The sequence below is a fragment of the Streptomyces sp. NPDC021622 genome, from assembly GCF_040640795.1.
Lineage (GTDB): Bacteria > Actinomycetota > Actinomycetes > Streptomycetales > Streptomycetaceae > Streptomyces.
The window spans coordinates 89,695-107,956 of sequence record NZ_JBFACK010000023.1; the positions used below are offsets into that span (position 1 = coordinate 89,695).

Consider the following 18,262-nt stretch of genomic DNA (forward strand, 5'->3'; position numbering starts at 1 on the left):
CAGGCCGGGGCGGCAGTGGCGCACCAGCCCGGGGCATCGGTCAGTTGCTGCCCGTGAGTTCGCCGCTGAGCTTTTCGTGGATCTGGGCGCTCGGGCTGTTCAGGCCGATGATCTCGACCTTCTTGCCGCGCTGCGCGTACTTCGTCTCGATGGCGTCCAGCGCGGCCACGGACGAGGCGTCCCAGATGTGGGCCGCCGTCAGGTCGATGACGACCTTGTCGGGGTCGGTGGCGTAATTGAACTGGCCGACGAGGTCGTTGGACGAGGCGAAGAACAGCTCGCCGGTCACGGAGTAGACCACGCTGTTGCCGTCGGGATCGGTGACCGAGGTGACGTTGGCGAGGTGAGCGACGCGCTTGGCGAAGATGACCATCGCGGTGAGGGAGCCGACGACGACGCCGATGGCGAGATTGCCGGTGGCGACCACGCAGGCAACCGTGACGACCATGACGGCGATCTCCCCCGCGGGCATCCGCTTGAGGGTCTTGGGTGCGATGGAGTGCCAGTCGAAGGTCGCGAAGGACACCATCACCATCACGGCGACCAGGGCGGCCATGGGGATGTCGGAGACGACCGGGCCGAAGACGATGCACAGCACCATCAGGAACGCCCCCGCCAGGAAGGTGGACAGGCGGGTGCGCGCGCCGGACACCTTTACGTTGATCATCGTCTGGCCGATCATGGCGCAGCCGCCCATGCCGCCGAAGAAGCCGGTGACGATGTTGGCGATGCCCTGGCCGATGGACTCGCGGGTCTTCGAGGAGTGGGTGTCGGTGATCTCGTCGACCAGCTTTGCCGTCATCAGCGACTCCATCAGACCGACCAGCGCCATGGCGAGGGCGTACGGCGCGATGGTGGTCAGGGTGTCCATGGTGAAGGGCACGTCGGGCAGGCCCGGCACCGGCAGAGACGAGGGCAGTTCGCCCTTGTCGCCGACCGTGGGCACCGCGATGCCCGCGGCGACCGTGATCACGGTGAGGATGACGATGGAGACGAGCGGCGCCGGGATCGACTTGGTGACCTTCGGGAAGAACACCAAGAGTGCGAGGCCGCCGGCGAGCAGCGGGTAGACGGGCCACGGCACGTCGTGCATTTCCGGGACCTGGGCCACGAAGACGAGAATGGCGAGGGAGTTGACGAAACCGACCATCACCGAGCGGGGTACGAACCGCATCAGCCTGGCGACGCCGAGCGCTCCGAGGACGATCTGGAAGACGCCGCCCAGGATGACCGCCGCGACCAGGTAGCCCAGGCCGTGTTCACGGTTGAGCGGGGCGATGACCAGGGCGACGGCGCCGGTGGCTGCGGAGATCATCGCGCGGCGCCCGCCGACGATCGAAATGGTGACGGCCATGGTGAACGAGGCGAACAGGCCGATGGCGGGGTCGACTCCGGCGATGATGGAGAACGAGATCGCCTCGGGGATCAGTGCGAGGGCGACGACGAGGCCGCCCAGGATCTCGGTGCGCCAGACCTTCGGGTCGTTCAGCCAGTCGGGGCGCAGGCCACGCAGGCGCGCGGCCGGGGACAGTGCGGACGTGGACAAGACGGGTACCTGTCGTGCTCGGGCACACCCGGCCGTCGTCGGGGGCGTGCGGAAGGCGCCGGATGGCCGGGGTGGCCATCTGCGAAGCCCACGTACGGGTGCGGGCCGAAGTCAGAAGGCGCAGCGGGCGCGGGCAGGAGTGCGCGTCGCGGCTGCTTCAGGGGCGAACGTTCACGGCGGGCAGGCGGCGGCGCTTGGCGTCTTGGGCATGCGCACGCGCTCTCTCCTGCAGGCATCGGTCTTCGCCGGGGGCGTCGTCGGCCCCGACACGGCTGACGGTGAGGGAGTCGATCCGGCCCGCACCGTGGCGCGGGGCAGCTTGGAGCCGACCCCGACGACCCCGTACTCTACCCTAACGTTACGGTAGAGATCGACGTCGGCCGGCGGCCGCCTGCGCGGCCTTGGCGACAGGAGAGAAAGGTGTCCACGTAGTGAGCGGCGAGCACATGCAGATCGGCGAGGTCGCCACGCGGACCGAGCTTTCGCTGCGCACCATCCGGCACTACGAGGAGACCGGCCTCGTCATCCCCTCCGCCCGCTCCCAAGGCGGCTTCCGCCTCTACACCGAGGCCGACGTCGCCCGTCTCATGGTCATTCGCCGCATGAAGCCGCTCGGCTTCACCCTGGACCAGATGCGCGACCTGCTGGCCGCCACCGACCGCCTCGACTCCGGCGAGGAACTGGCGGCCGGTGAGCGGGAGGCCCTGCTGGAGCGTGTGCGCGCCTACGAGCAGAGCGCGTCCGAGCAGACGGAGAAGCTGCGTACGCAACTGGCGCGGGCCGAGGAGTTCGCCGCGAACCTGCGTGAACGACTGGACCGGGTCACCACGGCCTAGCTTGATCGCCAGCCTCTGGCGCGGTCTCCGCCTAGGGGCAACTTACGGGCAGGCACTCGGCGAGCAGGCCGACGACGTCGTGCCAGGCTCGCTGCGCGTGCCGCGGGTGGTGGCCGACGCCGGGGAGCACGGTCTGCTCGTGGTCGACCGGCGGGTGGTGGAAGGCGTGCAGGGCTCCGCCGTAGACCATGAGGCGCCAGTCGACGCCCGCGGCCTGCATCTCGGCGGCGAAGGCGTCCCGTTGCTCGGCGGGCATGATCGGGTCCTCCGATCCGACCCCGGCCCACACGGGGCAACGGATGTGCGCCGCCTCGCCCGGCCGGCCCGTGGTCAGTGCGTTGACCGTCCCGATCGCCCGCAGGTCGACGCCGTCGCGGCCAAGTTCCAGCGCGATCGCGCCGCCGGTGCCGTAGCCGATGGCGGCGATCCGGTCGGGGTCGGTGCGCGGCTCGGCGCGCAGTACGTCGAGTGCCGCGTGGCCGATGCCCCGCATCCGGTCGATGTCGGCGAGTAGCGGGGTCACGTGCGCCAGCATCTCCTGTGGGTCGGTGAACCAGCGCCCGCCGTTGATGTCGAAGGCCAGGGCCACGTACCCCAGTTCGGCCAGGGCGTCGGCCCGGCTGCGCTGGAAGTCGTTCAGGCCCGGCCCCTCGGGGCCGATCAGGACCGCGGGCCGGCGGTCGGCACCGGCGGGGAGCGCGAGGTGCCCGATCATCGTCAGGCCGTCGGCCGGGTATTCGACCGTGTGCGTCGTAATCGTCGTCATCGTCGTCATGAGACGGGACGGTAGTGATCGTCGAGCCCTGCCGGGCCGGGATTAGCCGGCAGCAGAACAGCGCAGGCGGGGGGCGGCGTTGCGTGGGCGCTGAGGACGGTTCAAGTGCTGGCCCTGGTCCTGGTCCCGGTCCCCTGACGATCAGTCGTCGAAGTAGGCCCGGGCAACGGCGTAGCTGTCCTCGTAGAGGTGGTAGCGGGTGATCCGTCCGTCCCGGACCGTGGTGTGCAGGGCGAACGCGGTGTCGATGTCCCGGCCCGTCTTCTTGACCTCGGAGACCATGCGCCCGATGAGCACCACGTCGTCGCCCTCGGCGATGACCTGACGGAGGTCGAACTCCTTGGCCTGCACGTGGGTCCGCAGCAGTTCGAAGAACGTCCGCATGCCGTCTGCCGAGTCGACCTCCGGTACCCACGGAATGCCCGGCGGGTGCGGGTTCGAGAACGACACCGAGTCGGCGAACAGGTCCGCCGCCTCCGCACTCTTCCCCTCGGCGAGCAGCGGGAACAAGCGTTGCACAGTCTGCGGCAGAGCGATCCCCCGCACCACACCCGACTGCGCCGCCTGGTGGCCGGCCGCTTCACACACGGACGGATCGCCGAGCTCCTTCCGAAGGTCGAGGCCATCGCCGACGAACTGCTCGCCGCACTGCCCCGGCACGGGACCGCGGATCTGGTGAGCCGGTACGCGCTGCCGCTGCCCGTCACGGTGATCTGCGACCTCCTCGGCGTCCCCGCCACGGCGCGAGCCGCCTTCCACACCTGGTCGAACGAGCTGGTCATGCCCAACTCGAGCGAAGCCGCGACCTCGGCGGCCACCGCGCTCACCGGATTCCTCACCGAGCTGATCGAACGGAAGAGCGCCGCCCCGGACGACACTCTGCTCAGCGATCTGGCCGCGGCCGCCGCCCGACCGACCGCCACCGACGATGACGCCACGCTGGCAGACCGGTCATCCCTCAGCCAGGAAGAGCTGCTCGGCATGGTCTTCCTCATCCTCGTCGCCGGTCATGAGACGACGGTCAATCTGATCTCCGGAACACTTCACGGCCTGCTCAGCCACCCGGACCAACTCGCCTTGCTCCGCGCCGATCCCATTCTCGTGGGCGGGGCCGTCGAGGAGTCGCTGCGCCACAACTCCCCCGTCCACGCCACCACGTTCCGCTTCGCGGCCGAGCCACTGGATCTTGCGGGCACCCGTATAGCCGCCGGTGACTCGGTCCTGATCTCGCTCGCCGCGGCCTCCCGCGATCCCCTTCACTTCCCCGGGCCCGACCGCTTCGACCTCACCCGCCGCGCGCAGGGCCACCTCGGGTTCGGCCACGGCATGCACCACTGCCTCGGTGCCCCGCCGGCACGCGCGGAGGCCACGATCGCCGTGCGCCGGCTCCTGGCCGACCGCCCCGCGCTGGCCTCCGCCACCGATCCGGCCGAACTCACCTGGCGGACCAGCACTCTGCTGCGCGGCCTGGCCGAACTGCCTATGCGCTTGGGCTGAGGTGGACCCGCGCCAGCACCTGCTCGGCCAGCTCCCGAGGGGGCAGCCCGCCGTCCAGGAAGACCGTGTCGCCGGGCAGGGTGTCGGCCGCGGCCATGCACGTCTCGATCCTGCCCTTGGCCCAATGCCGGACGCGCTCCTCCCGCTCGGGGTCGTCAGGGAAGAAGGTCCGGCCGTCGATCCGCCTCTCCAAGACGTCCCGGGACACCTTGAGGAAGAAGTGGTGCACGTCGATGCCCGCGTCCTTCAACGCGCTGAAGATCTCGCCTACGTAGTCAGGGTTGACCAAGGTCATGGGAACCAGGACCGGACGCCGGTACTCCTCGACCAGTCCCACCGCCAGGTCGGCAACCTGCCGGCGCCACAACCGGAGATCCTGGAAGTCGCCGGTCGGCACCTCCACGATCTCCCGCAGTACGAAGCCGACCATCTCCGGGTCATAGACCAGGGCTTCGGGCCAGCGCGGGCGCAACTCCTCCACCAGTGTGCTCTTTCCGCTGCCGAACGCACCGTTCACCCAGACGATCAACGCGATCCCCCCGCTCCATGGCCTTGCCCGCACGTCGGGCCTGACACCTCGGTTCAGCATGCCAGGCGGCTGCCGGCTAGTCGGAGATCGCTTCCACGACGCTTGCGATGCCGCTCATCCCGTGGCCGTCGGCAGCCGCCAGCAGGGAGCCGATCGGCTCGCCGGGGAGACGGTGTGGACGGCGCCTGCCCTGCAACAGGCCGACGCCGAGCGGTTGTTCGCGCGGCTCGCGGCGGCCGTCACGCCCGGTTTTGCCGCCACCGGGCAGAACGCGGAGGCCGTCGCCGAGATCTGCCGCCGCCTCGACCGCCTGCCTCTGGCCCTGGAGCTGGCAGCGCCCCGGGTCCGCGCGCTGGGCGTACACGAACTGTCCGCGCGTCTTGACGACAGGTTCCGCCTCCTGTCCGGCGGCCACCGCGGTACGCACCCGCGTCAGCGGACGCTGCGTGCGCTGATCGACTGGAGCTGAGAACTGCTGGGAGACTACGAGCGGTTGGTGCTGCTGGCTTCCGGTCTTCGGTCTCGCCCCCGGGGCCCGCCGCGAAGGCGACTTCGACCTCGCCGAGGAGCACCTGCGCACGACGCTCGCCTGGCACCGCGAAGTCGACTTCGGGCCGGGCCCCGCGCTGCTCCTCGCCGAACAGCGCGGCGACGCCCCTGCCGCCCTATCCCTTCAACGACCAGGGTCTGGCCGTCGCCCGCGAGAGCGGTGACCCGCGGGCCGTCGCACTCACCCAGGAGGGGCTCGCCGGCGCCCATGCCCTCGCTGACCGACCGGTGGAGGCCGCCCGGGCCCGCGCGCGGTCCGGCGGGCCGATGAGCGCGGCGGGGCTGACGAACCGGTCGACCGCCCTCCCACCTTTCGATGCCGGCGGCTCGGCAGCTACTCCGCAGGGTCCTCCTTCGCGTGCCGGACGGCCTGCCGCACCGCATGGCCGACCTCGGAGCTGTCCTGCCCGGTCGTCCTTGCGTGGTGCGTGATGGCTGTCTGCGCCATGGTCGATGCCTCACGCCACCGGCGCTGCTGCACCGCGTACTCCTCGCCCTCAAGGCCCGCGAGCTTCGCGCGCTCTTCCTCGGCCCAGCGTTCCAGCCTGATCAATTCATCCGAAATGTCTGCCACGCCCGGATCCTAAATCCCGGTGGTGGTCCTGGACCGCGTCTGGCGGAAGCCATCAGGTCGTGCCGTCGGCGTCAGGAGCCGGCCCAACTCGGCGCCCACGCGTCGGCCGGTGGCGTCGGGCGTGCCTCGATGAGATGCCTGCGCAGGGCTACGAGGATCGGGTGCGGGTTGGCCGTTCGGTGCAGGAACGAGTGGGGGTAGACCGGCGTCGGTCCTTCGACCGGGATCCGTCGCAGGTCGTGGGTCGCCGGCCACACGTATCTGTCCCGGGTTCCGACGAGGGTGGCCAGTGCGGTGGAGTCGGCGATGGAGTCCATCAGCGCTTCGGTGCCGAAGTCGGGGCCGACCGCGTCGATGCGCAGGTCGAAGGCTTCGGTGAGCTCGTCGTAGTACGCCGCCCACTCGGTGTCCTGCTTGATGCCCGGGATCCAGATCCGGTGCCCCACCACGTTCGCCGGGGTCAAGGACTTGGCCGCGGCGAGCGGGGGCCCGGTCCGACGAACAGTTGCAGCGGGTCGTCCGGGACACGCTCGGCGCTGACTCCCTCGGGCAGGTCGCCCCGGGGTGGGACTGGTAGAAGCCGCGCAGGGCAAGGGCCGGGGCGATGCGCCGGTGGAGTACGTCCACGCGCAGCGCCCGCTCACCGGGACGTACGGAGGCGGCCGCCCTTCCACGGCCCGCAGGACCTCGCGGGCGTGCGGCAGGAACGCCTGTCCGTCCAGGGTGAGGCGCGCGCCGCGGGCGGTGCGGACGAACAGGGCTACCGCGAGCGCGCGTTCCAGACTCGCCACGCGCTTGGAGACGGCCTGCTGAGTGATGCGCAGCTCCACGGCGGCTTCCTCGAACTGTCCGGTCTCCGCGACGGTGACGACGGTGCGCACGGCTTCGATGTCCACGCCGCAGACCGTATGTGAGCACAACCCGCGGTTGTGGCTCGCCGAAGGTGTGGTTGTTGGATCGCAGGCCGGTCCGCCTGGTCGAATCCTCGCCGCCAATGGTGGGTTGTGACGGAGGGTTCTTCATGGCACGGCAGAAGCTCGGGCGATCGTTCGGATGGCTGTGGTCGGCGTTCGCCGCCTCGACGGTCGGTACGTGGCTGGGGTTCGGTGCGTTCCCCCTGATCGCGATCCAGGTGCTGCACGTCGGACCGGCGGCCGTCTCGGCGCTTGCAGCGGCCGGTCTGGCGGTCGGCGCGCTCCTCGCGCTGCCGCTCGGGCCGTGGGTCGAGGCGCACCGCAAGAAGCCCGTCGTGATCGTCACCGACCTGGTGCGGTTCGCCGCCCTCCTGACGATCCCGGCCGCCTATTTCGCCGGCCGGCTGACCTACACCCAGCTGCTGCTCGTCTCCGTGATCAGTGCGGCGGCGAACATCGCTTTCGCCTCCGCCAGTGGCGCCTACCTCAAGCAGCTCGTGCGCCCGGACCGCCTGCTGGTGGCCAACGGCCGCTTCGAGTCGACCACTTGGACCGCACGGCGGTCGGCCCGACCATGGGCGGGGCGGCGATCAGCCTCCTCGGACCTGGTCAAGGGCTGGAAGTTCATCCACGACGACCGGCGGCTGCGCCCGCTGTTCTGGAACACCGTGGCCGTCAACGCGCTGATCATGGCCACCGAACCTCTGATGGCCGTCCTGCTGCTGCAGGACCTCGGCTGGATGGCGTGGCAGTACGGGCTCGCGTTCGGCCTGCCCTGCGTCGGCGGATTCGTCGGCGCTCAGCTCGCCCCGCGCCTGGAGGCCCGCTACGGGCGCCGCCGCGTCCTGATCACCTCCGGAGTGCTGCGTGCCCTGTGGCCCGTCGGTCTCTTCTTCGTCATGCCCGGGACCGCCGGCGTGGTCGTGGTCATCGCCGTGGAACTGGCCCTGATCACCTGCATGGGCGTGTTCAACCCGCTGTTCGCGACCGAGCGGCTCCAGCGGGTGCCCGCAGAGCGGGTCGGGCGGGTCCTGGTGGCCTGGAACGTGACCGGCACCGGCGCGATCGCCGTACTGACCGCCCTGTGGGGCGTCCTGGCCGCCGTCACCGACGCCCGCATCGCGATCGGCATCGCCGGCGTACTGCTCCTGGCCACCCCGTTCCTCCTCCCGCGCAAGGACGGGAACGAGCACCAGCCCCTCGCCACCGGTCCGGACGGGCCCGCCCTGACCCACCGCGGTCTGATACGAGCGTGTGCCGCTGTGCCCGCATCCGATGCGTCACGGGGAGCCCGTCGGCTCCTTCGGTACGGGGACGCGTCGGAGTGCGAGCAAGGTGGCGTCGTCGGCGCGGTGGGGTCCGTCGAGCCGGTCCAAGAGGCGCTCCGCGTACTCCTGCAGCCCGTCGTGGCCGCGAGGGGGTCTCGCCCCGCGCAGGCAGTTCTCCGCCTCGTTCAGCAGGCGGGTCGTGTCCTCGTCGGGGTCGGTGTCCCGCCGCTCGATCAGCCCGTCCGAGTAGAGGAGGACGATGTCCGTGTCGTCGAGAAACGTCTCGACTGCCGTGTAGCTGATGCCCGGCATGACGCCGAGGGTCACTCCGGGGCCGCCCTCGGGAGCGGGCAGCTGTGTGGCGCGGCCGTCCCTCAGGAGGACCGGTCGCGGATGTCCCGCGCAGGTCCAGCGCAGCAGCGAACGCTCGGGGTGGTAGCGGGCGATGACGGCGGTCGCGGTCGATTCGGTGCCGTCGTCGCATGCGACCTCGTTCAGCCATCGGGTGAGCTGCTCCACCGGCGCCTCGGTGTAGGCGAGGCCGCCCAGGGCGTAGCGGAGCTTCGCCATGAGGGTGACCGCGTAGAGACCGTGCCCGCGGGCGTCGCCGAGGGCGAGGAGGATACGTCCGCCCGGGAGCCCTCGCGCCTTGTACCAGTCGCCGCCGACGCCCGATCCGGTGGCGTCCGGCCGGTACACGGCGACGGCATCGAGGCCGTAGGACGCGAGTTCGCCGGCGAAGCGGGGCAGGACCGCGTCCCGGAGGACATGGGAGACCTCGGCCAGGGCTTCGGCGCGCCCGCGTTGGCGGCGCGCTTCCTCGCCGGCCGCCCGGGCCTGGCCGCGGCGGCGACGGTCGTCGGTGACGTCGACGATGACGGCCCGCACTGCCCACACCGGCCCCCCTCCTTCGGGGCGTACCGGCTCGGCGACCACGCGGATGACGCGCTTGTACGGGCCCGGGCCCGGCATCCACAGCTCGCACTCGGACCGGTGCTTGCGCAGCAGCACTTCATACAGGGTGCGGTACAGCTCGGGCAGGCTCTCGGGGGCGACGAGCGCGGCCAGCCCGAGGAGGTCGGGAGCGGGCGCGGTCTCGTCCAGGCCGAGTACGTAGCCGAATCCCACGGAGGGTTCGACCGTGTCGTCGGCCAGGTTCCATTCGGCCCAGCAGGTCTTCACCAGCTTCTGGGCGCCCATCGCCATGCGGAGTCGGTGTCCTGGCCCCCAGCTCACGAGGAGATGCTCGCCGCACGGGGCGACGTGCACCTCGTTGCTCAGCCGGGCCGGCGGATCGGACGGCCTGGGGATGAACCACTCCACCGCCTCGGGCCCCTGTGGTGAGCGCTCGCGGTGGGCGGCGGCGAGCATCCGGGGAAGGCGCGTGTGCTTCAGGAGGGGAAAACGCTCGAACAGACGGACCGCTCCGGTCCACCGCGGCACGGCGTCCGGCGGCACATGGGTGGTCGCGTAGGCGCGGGCGTGCTTGTTCTGGGCCAGGTACAGGATGTCCTCGACCTCGCCCCGCTCGTCGAGCACGGGCGTCACCAGCATCGCGGCCATCGGCATGGCCTCCAGAAGCTCCACGACGGCGTCAGGGATCGCATCGGGGCGCCGTTCGAGCGGCCGCTCCGCGTCGTGGGGGTGCGGCCTGTGGGCGTGGGCGTAGACGCCGATCCGCTGCCGCTGGGCCGACAGCAGTGCACCGATGGCCTGGAGATCCAGCCGGGTGCGCGCATCGCGCTCGCGAGGGACCTGCTCCATGGACGCTGCCTTCCGTGGATCGCGACGTCTCGCGAAACATCCTCGCCCCGGCCCGGACCTGCGGCGAGCCGGCAGAGAACGGCTCCCCGCCGCTGCCAGGGCCCGGCGTCACACGGCGATCACCTTCACGCCGGCCTCCGTGAGGCGTGCGGAGGTCTCCGGAGAGATGTTGACGTCGGTGACCAGGGTGTCCACCCGGTCGAGGTCGCAGATCCTGGCGAAGGCGCGCTTGCCCAGTTTGGACGAGTCGGTCACCACGATCACGCGGTTGGCCCGCTCGGTGAAGAGCCTGCTGACGCCTGCCTCGTCCTCGTGGTGCGCCATGGCGCCGAGCTGCGGGTCGATGCCGTCGACGCCGAGGACGGCGGCGTCGAGCACGACCTCTTTCAGTACGCCGCCGGTCAGCGGCCCGACGAGTTCGTAGGACTGCGGGCGGGCGACGCCGCCGGTGGACACAATCTTGACCTGGGGGCGGACGGCGAGTTCAGCGGCGATGTTCAGGGCGTTGGTGACGACGGTCAGCGCGGGTGCGGAGGCGGCGGGAGCTCCCGCGTCGACGCCGTCCCGCCGGCTGCCGCCGACCCGTAGCGCGAGCACCCGGGCGACCTCGGTCGTGGTCGTACCGCCGTTGAGGCCCACCACCTCGCCGTCACCGATGAGGTCGGCGGCCGCTGCGGCGATGCGCTGCTTCTCGGGCGCGCGCCGGGACGTCTTGTAGCGCAGCGGCAGTTCATAGGAGACGCCGTGGGCGACCGCGCCGCCGCGCGTGCGGACCAGCATCTGCTGCTCGGCCAGTTCGTCGAGGTCCCTGCGGATGGTGGCGCTGGAGACGTCGAGGGCGCCCGCGGCCTCCTCGACGTCCAACCGCCCCTCGGCGGCCAGCAGTTCAAGCAGCGCGCTCCAGCGGTCGCGTTTGGACATTGTTCTCGGACTCCTGCCCGCTCTGTCTGATCCACCGGCTCAGTCACTGATCGTAGTGACCGGCCCCGGAAGAGGGCCGACACGGAACCTCACCATGAACAGTGCACACACTCACTATGCTTGATTCTGCATTTTTTGGCGCCCTAACGAGCAACTATTGACATTACGCATGTCGATACGACAGCGTGCTCGGCGCAGGAGACGTCCCCTCACCAAGGAGCACCCGCCATGGCCGCCCCGCACACCTGCCGCACCTCCGTGGAGATCGCTTCCCAGCCGGACACCTGGCGCCGGGCCGCCGCTTCCGCCGGATCGCTCTCCGCGGCCCTGCCCCGGCGCGGTGAGCGCATAGCCGTCGTGGGCTGTGGCACCTCGTGGTTCATGGCCCTCGCATACGCGCAGCTGCGGGAGACCGGCGGGCACGGCGAGACGGACGCCTTCGCCGCGTCCGAGTTCCCGACCGGGCGCGCCTACGACCGGGTCCTTGCCATCACGCGGTCCGGCACCACGACGGAGGTCCTTGACCTGCTCGCCCGCCTCAAGGGCACCGTGCCGACCTCGGCGATCACCGCCGATCCCGCCACCGCCGTCATGGACCTGGCCGACAGCGTCGCCGTCCTGGACTTCGCCGACGAGGAGTCGGTGGTCCAGACGCGCTTCGCCACCTCGGTCCTCGCCCTGCTCCGCGCGCATCTGGAGGCGGAGGGCGCCCTGCCGGACGGGGTGCGTCCGATGGCCGGCGCGATCGAGGACGCGCAGCGCGCCGTCGACGCCCCGATCGGCGAGGACCTGCGTGGCGCCGAGCAGTTCACCTTCCTCGGCACGGGCTGGTCGTACGGGCTCGCGCTGGAGGCCGGGCTCAAGATGCGTGAGGCGGCGGGCGCCTGGACCGAGGCGTATCCGGCGATGGAGTACCGCCACGGGCCGATCAGCATCACCGGGCCGAACCGGGTGGCGTGGCTGTTCGGAACCGCTCCGCAGGGCCTGGCCGACGACGTCGCGAAGGTCGGCGGTGCCTTCGTCGCCGGTTCCGAAGGTGCGGGCGGCCTCGATCCGCTGGCCGACCTGATCCTCGTACAGCGTCTGGCGGTCCTCATCGCACAGGACCGCGGATACGACCCGGATCGCCCCCGCAACCTGACCCGCTCGGTGATCCTCGCCGACGGCCAGTCCTGATCGAGTCCTCATCGAGCCCTCATCGAGTCGTGACCAAGTCCTGATCGAGTCCTGATCGAGTCCTGATCGAGGCGGCGTCGGTCCCTGTCTGTCTGCCGGCCAAGTCCCTTACGCCCCACACCCGTTCGGCCGCCACTCCCTGGAGAAGCCCCATGCCCCTCTCCCCCACCGGCACCATCACCCACGCCGCCCGCCAACAGCACTCGGGCGTCGGCGCCTTCAACGTCGTCCAGATCGAGCACGCCGAAGCCATCGTCACCGGCGCGGAAGGCGCGCAACGGCCCGTCATCCTCCAGATCAGCGAGAACACCGCCCGCTATCACGGTGCCCTGGCCCCGCTCGCCCTGGCGACCCTCGCGATCGCCCGCGCCGCGCACGTCCCCGTGGCCGTCCACCTCGACCACGCCGAGTCGGCCGACCTGGTCCGTGAAGCCGTCGAACTCGGCTTCACGTCCGTGATGTTCGACGCCTCCAAGCTCCCGTACGAGGAGAACGTGGCCGCCACCCGCTCCATCACGGAGTACTGCCACTGCGCCGACGTCTGGGTCGAGGCAGAACTCGGCGAGATCGGCGGCAAGGACGGCGCTCATGCCCCGGGCGTCCGCACCGACCCCGACGAGGCCCGTGCGTTCACCGACGCCACCGCCGTCGACGCGCTCGCCGTGGCCGTCGGCAGCTCGCACGCCATGCACACCCGCGACGCCGCCCTCGACTTCGCGCTCATCCAGCGGCTGCACACCGCCCTCGCCGTCCCCCTGGTCCTGCACGGCTCATCCGGCGTCGGCGACACCGACCTGGCCAAGGCGATCGCGGCCGGCATGACGAAGGTGAACATATCCACCCACCTGAACAAGCTGTTCACCAGTACGGTGCGCGCCCGCCTCGCCGCGGCGCCGGATCTCGCCGACCCCCGCAAGTACCTCGGCCCCGCGCGCGACGCCGTCGCCACGGAAGTCACCCGGCTCCTGGGGATCCTCAGCCACCCCTGACCGTCTGTGCCCGGTGGACCTCGCACCACCCCTGAGGGGCCGCTGGCCTGGCACGACGGCGGCAACGGCTGGTCGCTGGCCGTCCTGGCACGCTCCCTCCGCGACGGCGTCCTCGTCTGCTGGGTCAGCAACCACGCCTACCGGAAAGGGAAATGGAACTTCGAGGACCTCGCCGAAACCCTCACTCAGGGCATCGCCGACCGCGCCCGGGTCCGTGGCTGAGCACTGCCTCCGGGAACGTCCCTCGCGCGACGAGCCGGGCGCGGGTCAACTCCAGCAGGCGGCCCACCCAGTTGCGCCCGCGGCCGTCACCGGCATCCCTCCAGAAGGAGGAGTCCGACAGGCCGGTGTAGCTGATCACGCTGTCCCCGGTGGCCAGGAGGATCTCGGCGAGCGCGGGGTGCTGAGTGAACTTCACCTCCAGGAGGCCCTCCATGACCGCCAGCCGCACATCGGGCCAATCCGCTCTCCGCTCCACCCGGCCGCCCATCTCGCGCGCGTCCCGAACGCTCGGCGCATCCCGTATCCGGTCGTGGTCGAGGGGGTCGGCCGCCGACAGCGCCCAGTAGCCGTGGATCACGGAGGGGTAGGTTTCCCCGGCGAACTCCACCGGCACCGGGTACTCGTTGCGGAGAACGAACGGGCCGAGCGCCTCCGGCCACCCCTGCGGACAGACGGTCTCCAGCGAGGTGAAGGCGGCCTGGCCGGCCTCGGCCGGATCGTCTGCGTACCGCTCCGCGCGCTGCTCCTGCGCCCGTGCGACCGCCTGGTCCACTTGGTTGAAGTAGTCCAGGGCCTGCTGGTGCATGTCCGGCGTCGCCACCGGGCCGTCGCCGTCGACGGCCTCCCCCACCTCGGTCAGCAGAATCCGCAGCGGGCGGTCCTGGTGGTCCATGTCGCCGAGGACGAAGACACGCAGGTGCGGTGGCACCGCGAGGTAGGCCTCTCGCAGCACGGCGCGGTTGGGTTCGCTCGGGTCCCGCTGGAAGCGTCGGATCGCTTCCCAGCAGCGCTGTCCGGCCGTCGGCCGCCCGCTCAACTCTTCGACCTTGTCGGCGACTTCGAGCAAGAACCCCTGCGGGGTCAGTGGTTCGCCGTAGCGGGCACGCCACTTCGACGGCGGGGCGGGAGCCGTCGGCGCTCCCGGCTCCGTGACCGCGATGTCGCCCGATTCCAGGAGCTTCTCCAGGCCGGGCAGATCGGTCCACTCCTCGCACTTGACCGCGCCGTCGGCGAAGACGATCAGGTCGTCGATGAAGTGTCTGTCATCCCACGGCCTGCGGCGCCAGACGTGGCACCAGGCCCCGTCGATCGTCTGCCCGTCCACTGTCCGATGTGTTGGTTCTCGCCATGCCATCGGAGCACGCTATCGCCCGGAAGCGGACCGCCGGCCGCGTCACTTGACCGCGCCCGCCGTCATCCCCGCACGCCAGAACCGCTGCAGCGCCAGGAACGCCACGATCAGCGGGACCACCGACACCAGCGAGCCCACCACGACCAACGACGCCGGAACCGCCACTCCATGAGCCGCGTTCCACCCCACAAGCCCCACGGTGACCGGCTGCAGGCGGTCGTCCCCCAACACCATCGCGGGAAGCAGGTAGTTGTTCCAGATCTCCACGAACTGGAACAGGAAGATCGTCACCAGCGCCGGCAGCATCATCGGCAACGCGATCGTCCGGAAGATGCGGAACTCCCCCGCGCCGTCGAGGCGTCCGGCCTCGATCACCTCGCCCGGCACCGCCTGGGCGGCGAAGACCCGTGCGAGATAGACGCCGAACGGGCTGACGATGCTGGGCAGCAGCACGGCGAGCGGATTGTTGATCAGGCCGACCTCGGAGAACATCAGGTACAGCGGCAGCGTGAAGAGGATCTTCGGGACCAGTACGGCCGCGAGGACCGCTCCGAACAGCGCGCCCTTGCCCCGGAATTCGTACTTGGCAAGGAGGTAGCCGGCCATCGCCGACAGCAGGGTGGCGCCGAGCGCGCCGATCCCGCAGTACAGGACGCTGTTGAGCATCCAGCGCCAGAAGATGCCGTCGCTCTGCGCGGTCAGCCGGCTGAGGTTGTCGAAGAGGCCGAAGCCGTCGAACCAGAGTCCGCTGCCGCTGAATTGGCGGCCGAACGGCTTGGTCACCGAGACCAGGAGCCACCACAGCGGGAAGAGGAAGTACGCGGTGGAGATCAGCAGCAGGGTCAGGACGACGCCGCGGCTTGCGGCCGTGGTCTCCCGGCGCGCCGCGGCCTTGGCGGTGCGGCGCGCCTTGGACGGGGCTGCGGGTCGCGTCACGGTGGTGCTCATGCCTTGTCACCCCGGTTGGTCAGCTTGAAGAAGACGAACGACAGCACGCCGACGGCGACGGCGAGGATCACCGACTGGGCGGCGGCGTAGTGGTAGTTGCCTGCCGCCACCGCCGACTGCGCGGACATGATCGGTGTGAACGTCGAGGAGACGGAGCCTCCGGAGATGGGCTGGAGCACCGTCGGTTCGTTGTAGAGCTGTGCGGAGCCGATGATCGAGAAGACCGCGGTGAGCACCAGTGAGCCGCGTACGGCCGGGATCTTGATGTTCCAGGCGATCCGCAGGGCGGACGCGCCGTCCATCTTCGCGGCCTCCAGGACCTCGCCGGGGATCAGCTGCAGCGCACTGTAGATGATGATCATGTTGTAGCCGGTCCAGCTCCACGTGACGATGTTCGCCACCGACCACAGGACCGAGCCGCTGGAGAAGAACGGGATCTGGATGCCGAGCGGCTCGAGGAGGTCGTTGATCGGGCTGGACCCGGAGGAGTACATGAACGACCACACCAGGGCCGCGCTGACGCCCGGGATCGCATAGGGCAGGAACGAAGCGAGACGGAAGAAGCCCTTGCCGCGCGCCGACTTGGCGTCGATGAGCAGCGCGAGGCCGAGTGCGAGGCCCAGCATCAGGGGGACTTGGACGACGGCGAACAGGCCCACCCGGCCAAGCGCGGCGAGGAAGTCGTGGTCGCCGAAGGCCTGCGCGAAGTTGTGCAGCGGGTCGAACTCCTTGCTCGGCGCGGTCAGTCCGAGGCCCGAGCGCTTGACGACGTACAGGCTGCTCACGGTCGCGTAGACGATGGGCGCGATGTACATCGCAGCGAACAGGGCCACGAACGGGCCGCCGAACAGCAGCAGGGTGCGTTTGGTGAGTGCCGTCTCCCGGCGGCGGCGCCTGGGCGGCCGGGCTTCCTGCCGCGTCGGTGCGGCGGGTTCGGCCGCGCTGAGTGTTGTGGTCACGAGCTCTCTTCCGGTTCGACGCCTGGCGGGGGCGGCCGGTCCCAGCGGCCGGCCGCCCCGGGTGGATCGGGAGCAACGAGTGGATCGGGAGCGGCGGGGCGTCCGCCCTACTCGGTCACCTTCAGGCCCTGGTTCTTCAGTTCGCCGACCGTCTTGTCCTGGGTGGTGCGCAGGGCGTCCTTGAACGTGCCCTTGCCGGCCCAGGCCTTGCCCAGCGCGTCGTCGAGGTCCGCGGAGGTCTTGGTCATGACCGGGCCCCAGGTCCAGTCGGAGTTGACCTTGGGTGCCGCCTCCGCGAAGACGTCGTAGATCTTCTGGCCGCCGAAGTAGGGGTCCTTGGCCTTGAGCTGGGGCAGGTCGAGGAGGGCGGGCGCGGCCGGGTAGAGGGATGCCTTGTCGACGAGGCCGCCGTACGCCTTGCGGTCGGTGCTCAGCCAGTGGGCGAAGGTCCACGCGGCCTTGGTGGACTCGCAGCCCTTGAGGACCGCGGTCGCCGAGCCGCCCGCGTTGCCGACCGCGGTGTCGCCCGCCTGCCACTGCGGCATCGGCGCGACGGCCCAGTCGCCGGAGCCGTCCTTGGCGCCGCCCTTGATGACGCCGGCCTGCCAGACGGCGCCGACGACGGAGGCGATGTTACCGTTACCAATTCCCGTGTACCAGGACTGGTCGTACATGGGGGCCTTGCTGATCAGGCCGTCGTCGGCCAGGCCCTGCCAGTACCCGGCGACCTTCTCGTTGGCCTTCGAGGCGAGGCCCACCTTCCAGGCGTCGCCGTCGATGCCGAACCAGCTGGCGCCCGCCTGCCAGGACAGGCCCGCGTAGTCGTAGTTCAGATAGGGCGAGGAGATGTAGCGCTCCGGGTCGGAGGCGTGGATCTTCTTGGCCTGGGTCTTGTACTCGGCCCAGGTCTCCGGGGGCTTCAGGTCCAGCTCGTCGTAGACCTTCTTGTTGTAGAAGAGGGCCATCGGGCCGGTGTCGACGGGTGCCCCGTACACGGCGTCCCCCAGGGAGACGGAGCGCCAGGCCGCTTGCTGGAAGTCGCCCTTGTCGCCGTTCGCGTACTTCGATACGTCGCTGAGGGCGCCCTGCGCGGCGAAGCTCGGCAGGGTCTCGTAGCCGACCTGGGCCAGGCAGGGCGCGTTGCCGGCCTGCACCGCGTTGAGCATCTTCTGGTAGCCGCCCTTGGCGCCGGGCTGCACTTCCTGGTACTCGACCTTGATGTCGGGGTGCGCCTTGTTGAACGCCTTGACGGCGTCTGCGTACCCGGGCGACCAGCCCCAGAACTTCAGCGTCCCGGTCCCGTCACCGCCTCCGCCGGCGGAATCCGAACCGGACGACGAGCATCCGCCGAGCACCAGCGTGAGAGTGGCGGCTGCGGCGATGCCCGCCGTGCGCATACGGGTCCTCTGCACGGCCCCTCCTTGTGTTCGTGGGCAGGGTTCAGACCCGGACACCGAGGGCGGGGCCTGCTGTGGGATCGATGCACCGTGGGCCACATGGGGCCTCATTCAGCGCGCCGATGGCCGGAACTATGGCAGAGAATGTTATCGATGCCAATAGCTCTTTCCCATTGCACTGTCAGGCCGGTGCGGCGGCGATGAGGCCGGTATCATCCGGCGCACGGAACGCCGTACGGAACGCCGTACGGAGCTACGTACGGAAC

15 protein-coding genes and 4 pseudogenes are annotated in these 18,262 nt (G+C 70.4%); 7 read left to right on the forward strand and 12 right to left on the reverse strand.

Features of this window, described 5'->3' with window-relative positions; translation table 11 throughout:
- Positions 1-40: 40 nt before the first annotated feature.
- Positions 41-1,546 carry a SulP family inorganic anion transporter gene (locus tag AB0G47_RS35835; RefSeq protein ID WP_360778644.1) on the reverse strand — a complete coding sequence of 502 codons (1,506 nt, stop codon included), beginning with the start codon at positions 1,544-1,546 and terminating at the stop codon, positions 41-43.
- Between the two features lie 431 nt (positions 1,547-1,977).
- Between AB0G47_RS35835 and AB0G47_RS35840 the strand changes: the two genes are divergently transcribed.
- Complete coding sequence (locus AB0G47_RS35840; RefSeq protein ID WP_360778646.1) at positions 1,978-2,382, forward strand: MerR family transcriptional regulator; 405 nt, start codon at positions 1,978-1,980, stop codon at positions 2,380-2,382.
- 31 nt (positions 2,383-2,413) lie between these two features.
- On the opposite strand, the gene AB0G47_RS35845 is transcribed toward AB0G47_RS35840, so the two are convergent.
- Positions 2,414-3,148 carry a dienelactone hydrolase family protein gene (locus AB0G47_RS35845; protein ID WP_360778805.1) on the reverse strand — a complete coding sequence of 245 codons (735 nt, stop codon included), beginning with the start codon at positions 3,146-3,148 and terminating at the stop codon, positions 2,414-2,416.
- A gap of 150 nt (positions 3,149-3,298) precedes the next feature.
- Entirely contained in the window at positions 3,299-3,676 is a 378-nt protein-coding gene (locus AB0G47_RS35850; RefSeq protein WP_360778649.1) for a nuclear transport factor 2 family protein, read from the reverse strand.
- Here AB0G47_RS35850 and AB0G47_RS35855 point away from each other — a divergent pair.
- Positions 3,668-4,654: pseudogene (locus AB0G47_RS35855) on the forward strand (cytochrome P450); the annotation flags it as partial. The gene AB0G47_RS35850 and the pseudogene AB0G47_RS35855 sit on opposite strands and share 9 nt — an antisense overlap.
- Here the strand turns inward: AB0G47_RS35855 and AB0G47_RS35860 are convergent.
- Positions 4,638-5,183 (reverse strand): AAA family ATPase, encoded by a 546-nt coding sequence (locus AB0G47_RS35860; protein ID WP_360778808.1) that lies wholly within the window; start codon positions 5,181-5,183, stop codon positions 4,638-4,640. The pseudogene AB0G47_RS35855 and the gene AB0G47_RS35860 sit on opposite strands and share 17 nt — an antisense overlap.
- 178 nt (positions 5,184-5,361) lie before the next feature.
- Here AB0G47_RS35860 and AB0G47_RS35865 point away from each other — a divergent pair.
- Positions 5,362-5,649: pseudogene (locus tag AB0G47_RS35865) on the forward strand (AfsR/SARP family transcriptional regulator); the annotation flags it as partial.
- A 417-nt stretch (positions 5,650-6,066) separates the two neighbouring features.
- On the opposite strand, the gene AB0G47_RS35870 reads toward AB0G47_RS35865, so the two are convergent.
- Both AB0G47_RS35870 and AB0G47_RS35875 read right to left on the reverse strand, forming a co-directional pair.
- The gene (locus tag AB0G47_RS35870) at positions 6,067-6,306 is read right to left on the reverse strand and encodes a hypothetical protein (RefSeq protein WP_360778652.1); all 240 of its coding nucleotides are present in this window, start codon (positions 6,304-6,306) and stop codon (positions 6,067-6,069) included.
- A 71-nt stretch (positions 6,307-6,377) separates the two neighbouring features.
- Positions 6,378-7,202, reverse strand: a pseudogene (locus tag AB0G47_RS35875) (LysR family transcriptional regulator).
- 125 nt (positions 7,203-7,327) lie between these two features.
- Between AB0G47_RS35875 and AB0G47_RS35880 the strand changes: the two are divergent.
- A pseudogene (locus AB0G47_RS35880) lies at positions 7,328-8,374 on the forward strand (MFS transporter); the annotation flags it as partial.
- 126 nt (positions 8,375-8,500) lie between these two features.
- Here the strand turns inward: AB0G47_RS35880 and AB0G47_RS35885 are convergent.
- Positions 8,501-10,252, reverse strand: coding sequence for a PP2C family protein-serine/threonine phosphatase (locus tag AB0G47_RS35885; RefSeq protein ID WP_360778655.1), 1,752 nt, complete (start codon positions 10,250-10,252; stop codon positions 8,501-8,503).
- Between the two features lie 108 nt (positions 10,253-10,360).
- Positions 10,361-11,173 (reverse strand): DeoR/GlpR family DNA-binding transcription regulator, encoded by an 813-nt coding sequence (locus AB0G47_RS35890; protein WP_360778658.1) that lies wholly within the window; start codon positions 11,171-11,173, stop codon positions 10,361-10,363.
- Between the two features lie 228 nt (positions 11,174-11,401).
- Here AB0G47_RS35890 and AB0G47_RS35895 point away from each other — a divergent pair, with 228 nt between their 5' ends.
- The 3 genes from AB0G47_RS35895 (at position 11,402) to AB0G47_RS35905 (ending at position 13,560) form a co-directional block, all read left to right on the forward strand.
- A complete protein-coding gene (locus AB0G47_RS35895; protein WP_360778661.1) occupies positions 11,402-12,349 on the forward strand; it encodes a sugar isomerase in 948 nt (315 codons plus the stop codon).
- A gap of 152 nt (positions 12,350-12,501) precedes the next feature.
- The gene (locus AB0G47_RS35900; RefSeq protein WP_360778664.1) at positions 12,502-13,338 is read left to right on the forward strand and encodes a class II fructose-bisphosphate aldolase; all 837 of its coding nucleotides are present in this window, start codon (positions 12,502-12,504) and stop codon (positions 13,336-13,338) included.
- A 6-nt stretch (positions 13,339-13,344) separates the two neighbouring features.
- Complete coding sequence (locus AB0G47_RS35905) at positions 13,345-13,560, forward strand: hypothetical protein (protein ID WP_360778666.1); 216 nt, start codon at positions 13,345-13,347, stop codon at positions 13,558-13,560.
- On the opposite strand, the gene AB0G47_RS35910 is transcribed toward AB0G47_RS35905, so the two are convergent.
- From AB0G47_RS35910 to AB0G47_RS35925, 4 genes are all read right to left on the reverse strand, one after another.
- Entirely contained in the window at positions 13,520-14,665 is a 1,146-nt protein-coding gene (locus AB0G47_RS35910; protein WP_360778668.1) for an NADAR family protein, read from the reverse strand. The two genes, AB0G47_RS35905 and AB0G47_RS35910, sit on opposite strands and share 41 nt — an antisense overlap.
- Positions 14,666-14,734: 69 nt before the next feature.
- Positions 14,735-15,640, reverse strand: a complete 906-nt coding sequence (locus AB0G47_RS35915) for a carbohydrate ABC transporter permease (protein WP_360778671.1) — start codon at positions 15,638-15,640, stop codon at positions 14,735-14,737.
- The gene (locus AB0G47_RS35920) at positions 15,637-16,599 is read right to left on the reverse strand and encodes a sugar ABC transporter permease (protein WP_360778674.1); all 963 of its coding nucleotides are present in this window, start codon (positions 16,597-16,599) and stop codon (positions 15,637-15,639) included. The genes AB0G47_RS35915 and AB0G47_RS35920 overlap by 4 nt, the downstream gene beginning before the upstream one ends.
- 107 nt (positions 16,600-16,706) lie before the next feature.
- The gene (locus tag AB0G47_RS35925) at positions 16,707-18,011 is read right to left on the reverse strand and encodes a sugar ABC transporter substrate-binding protein (protein WP_360778677.1); all 1,305 of its coding nucleotides are present in this window, start codon (positions 18,009-18,011) and stop codon (positions 16,707-16,709) included.
- Between the last annotated feature and the right edge of the window lie 251 nt (positions 18,012-18,262).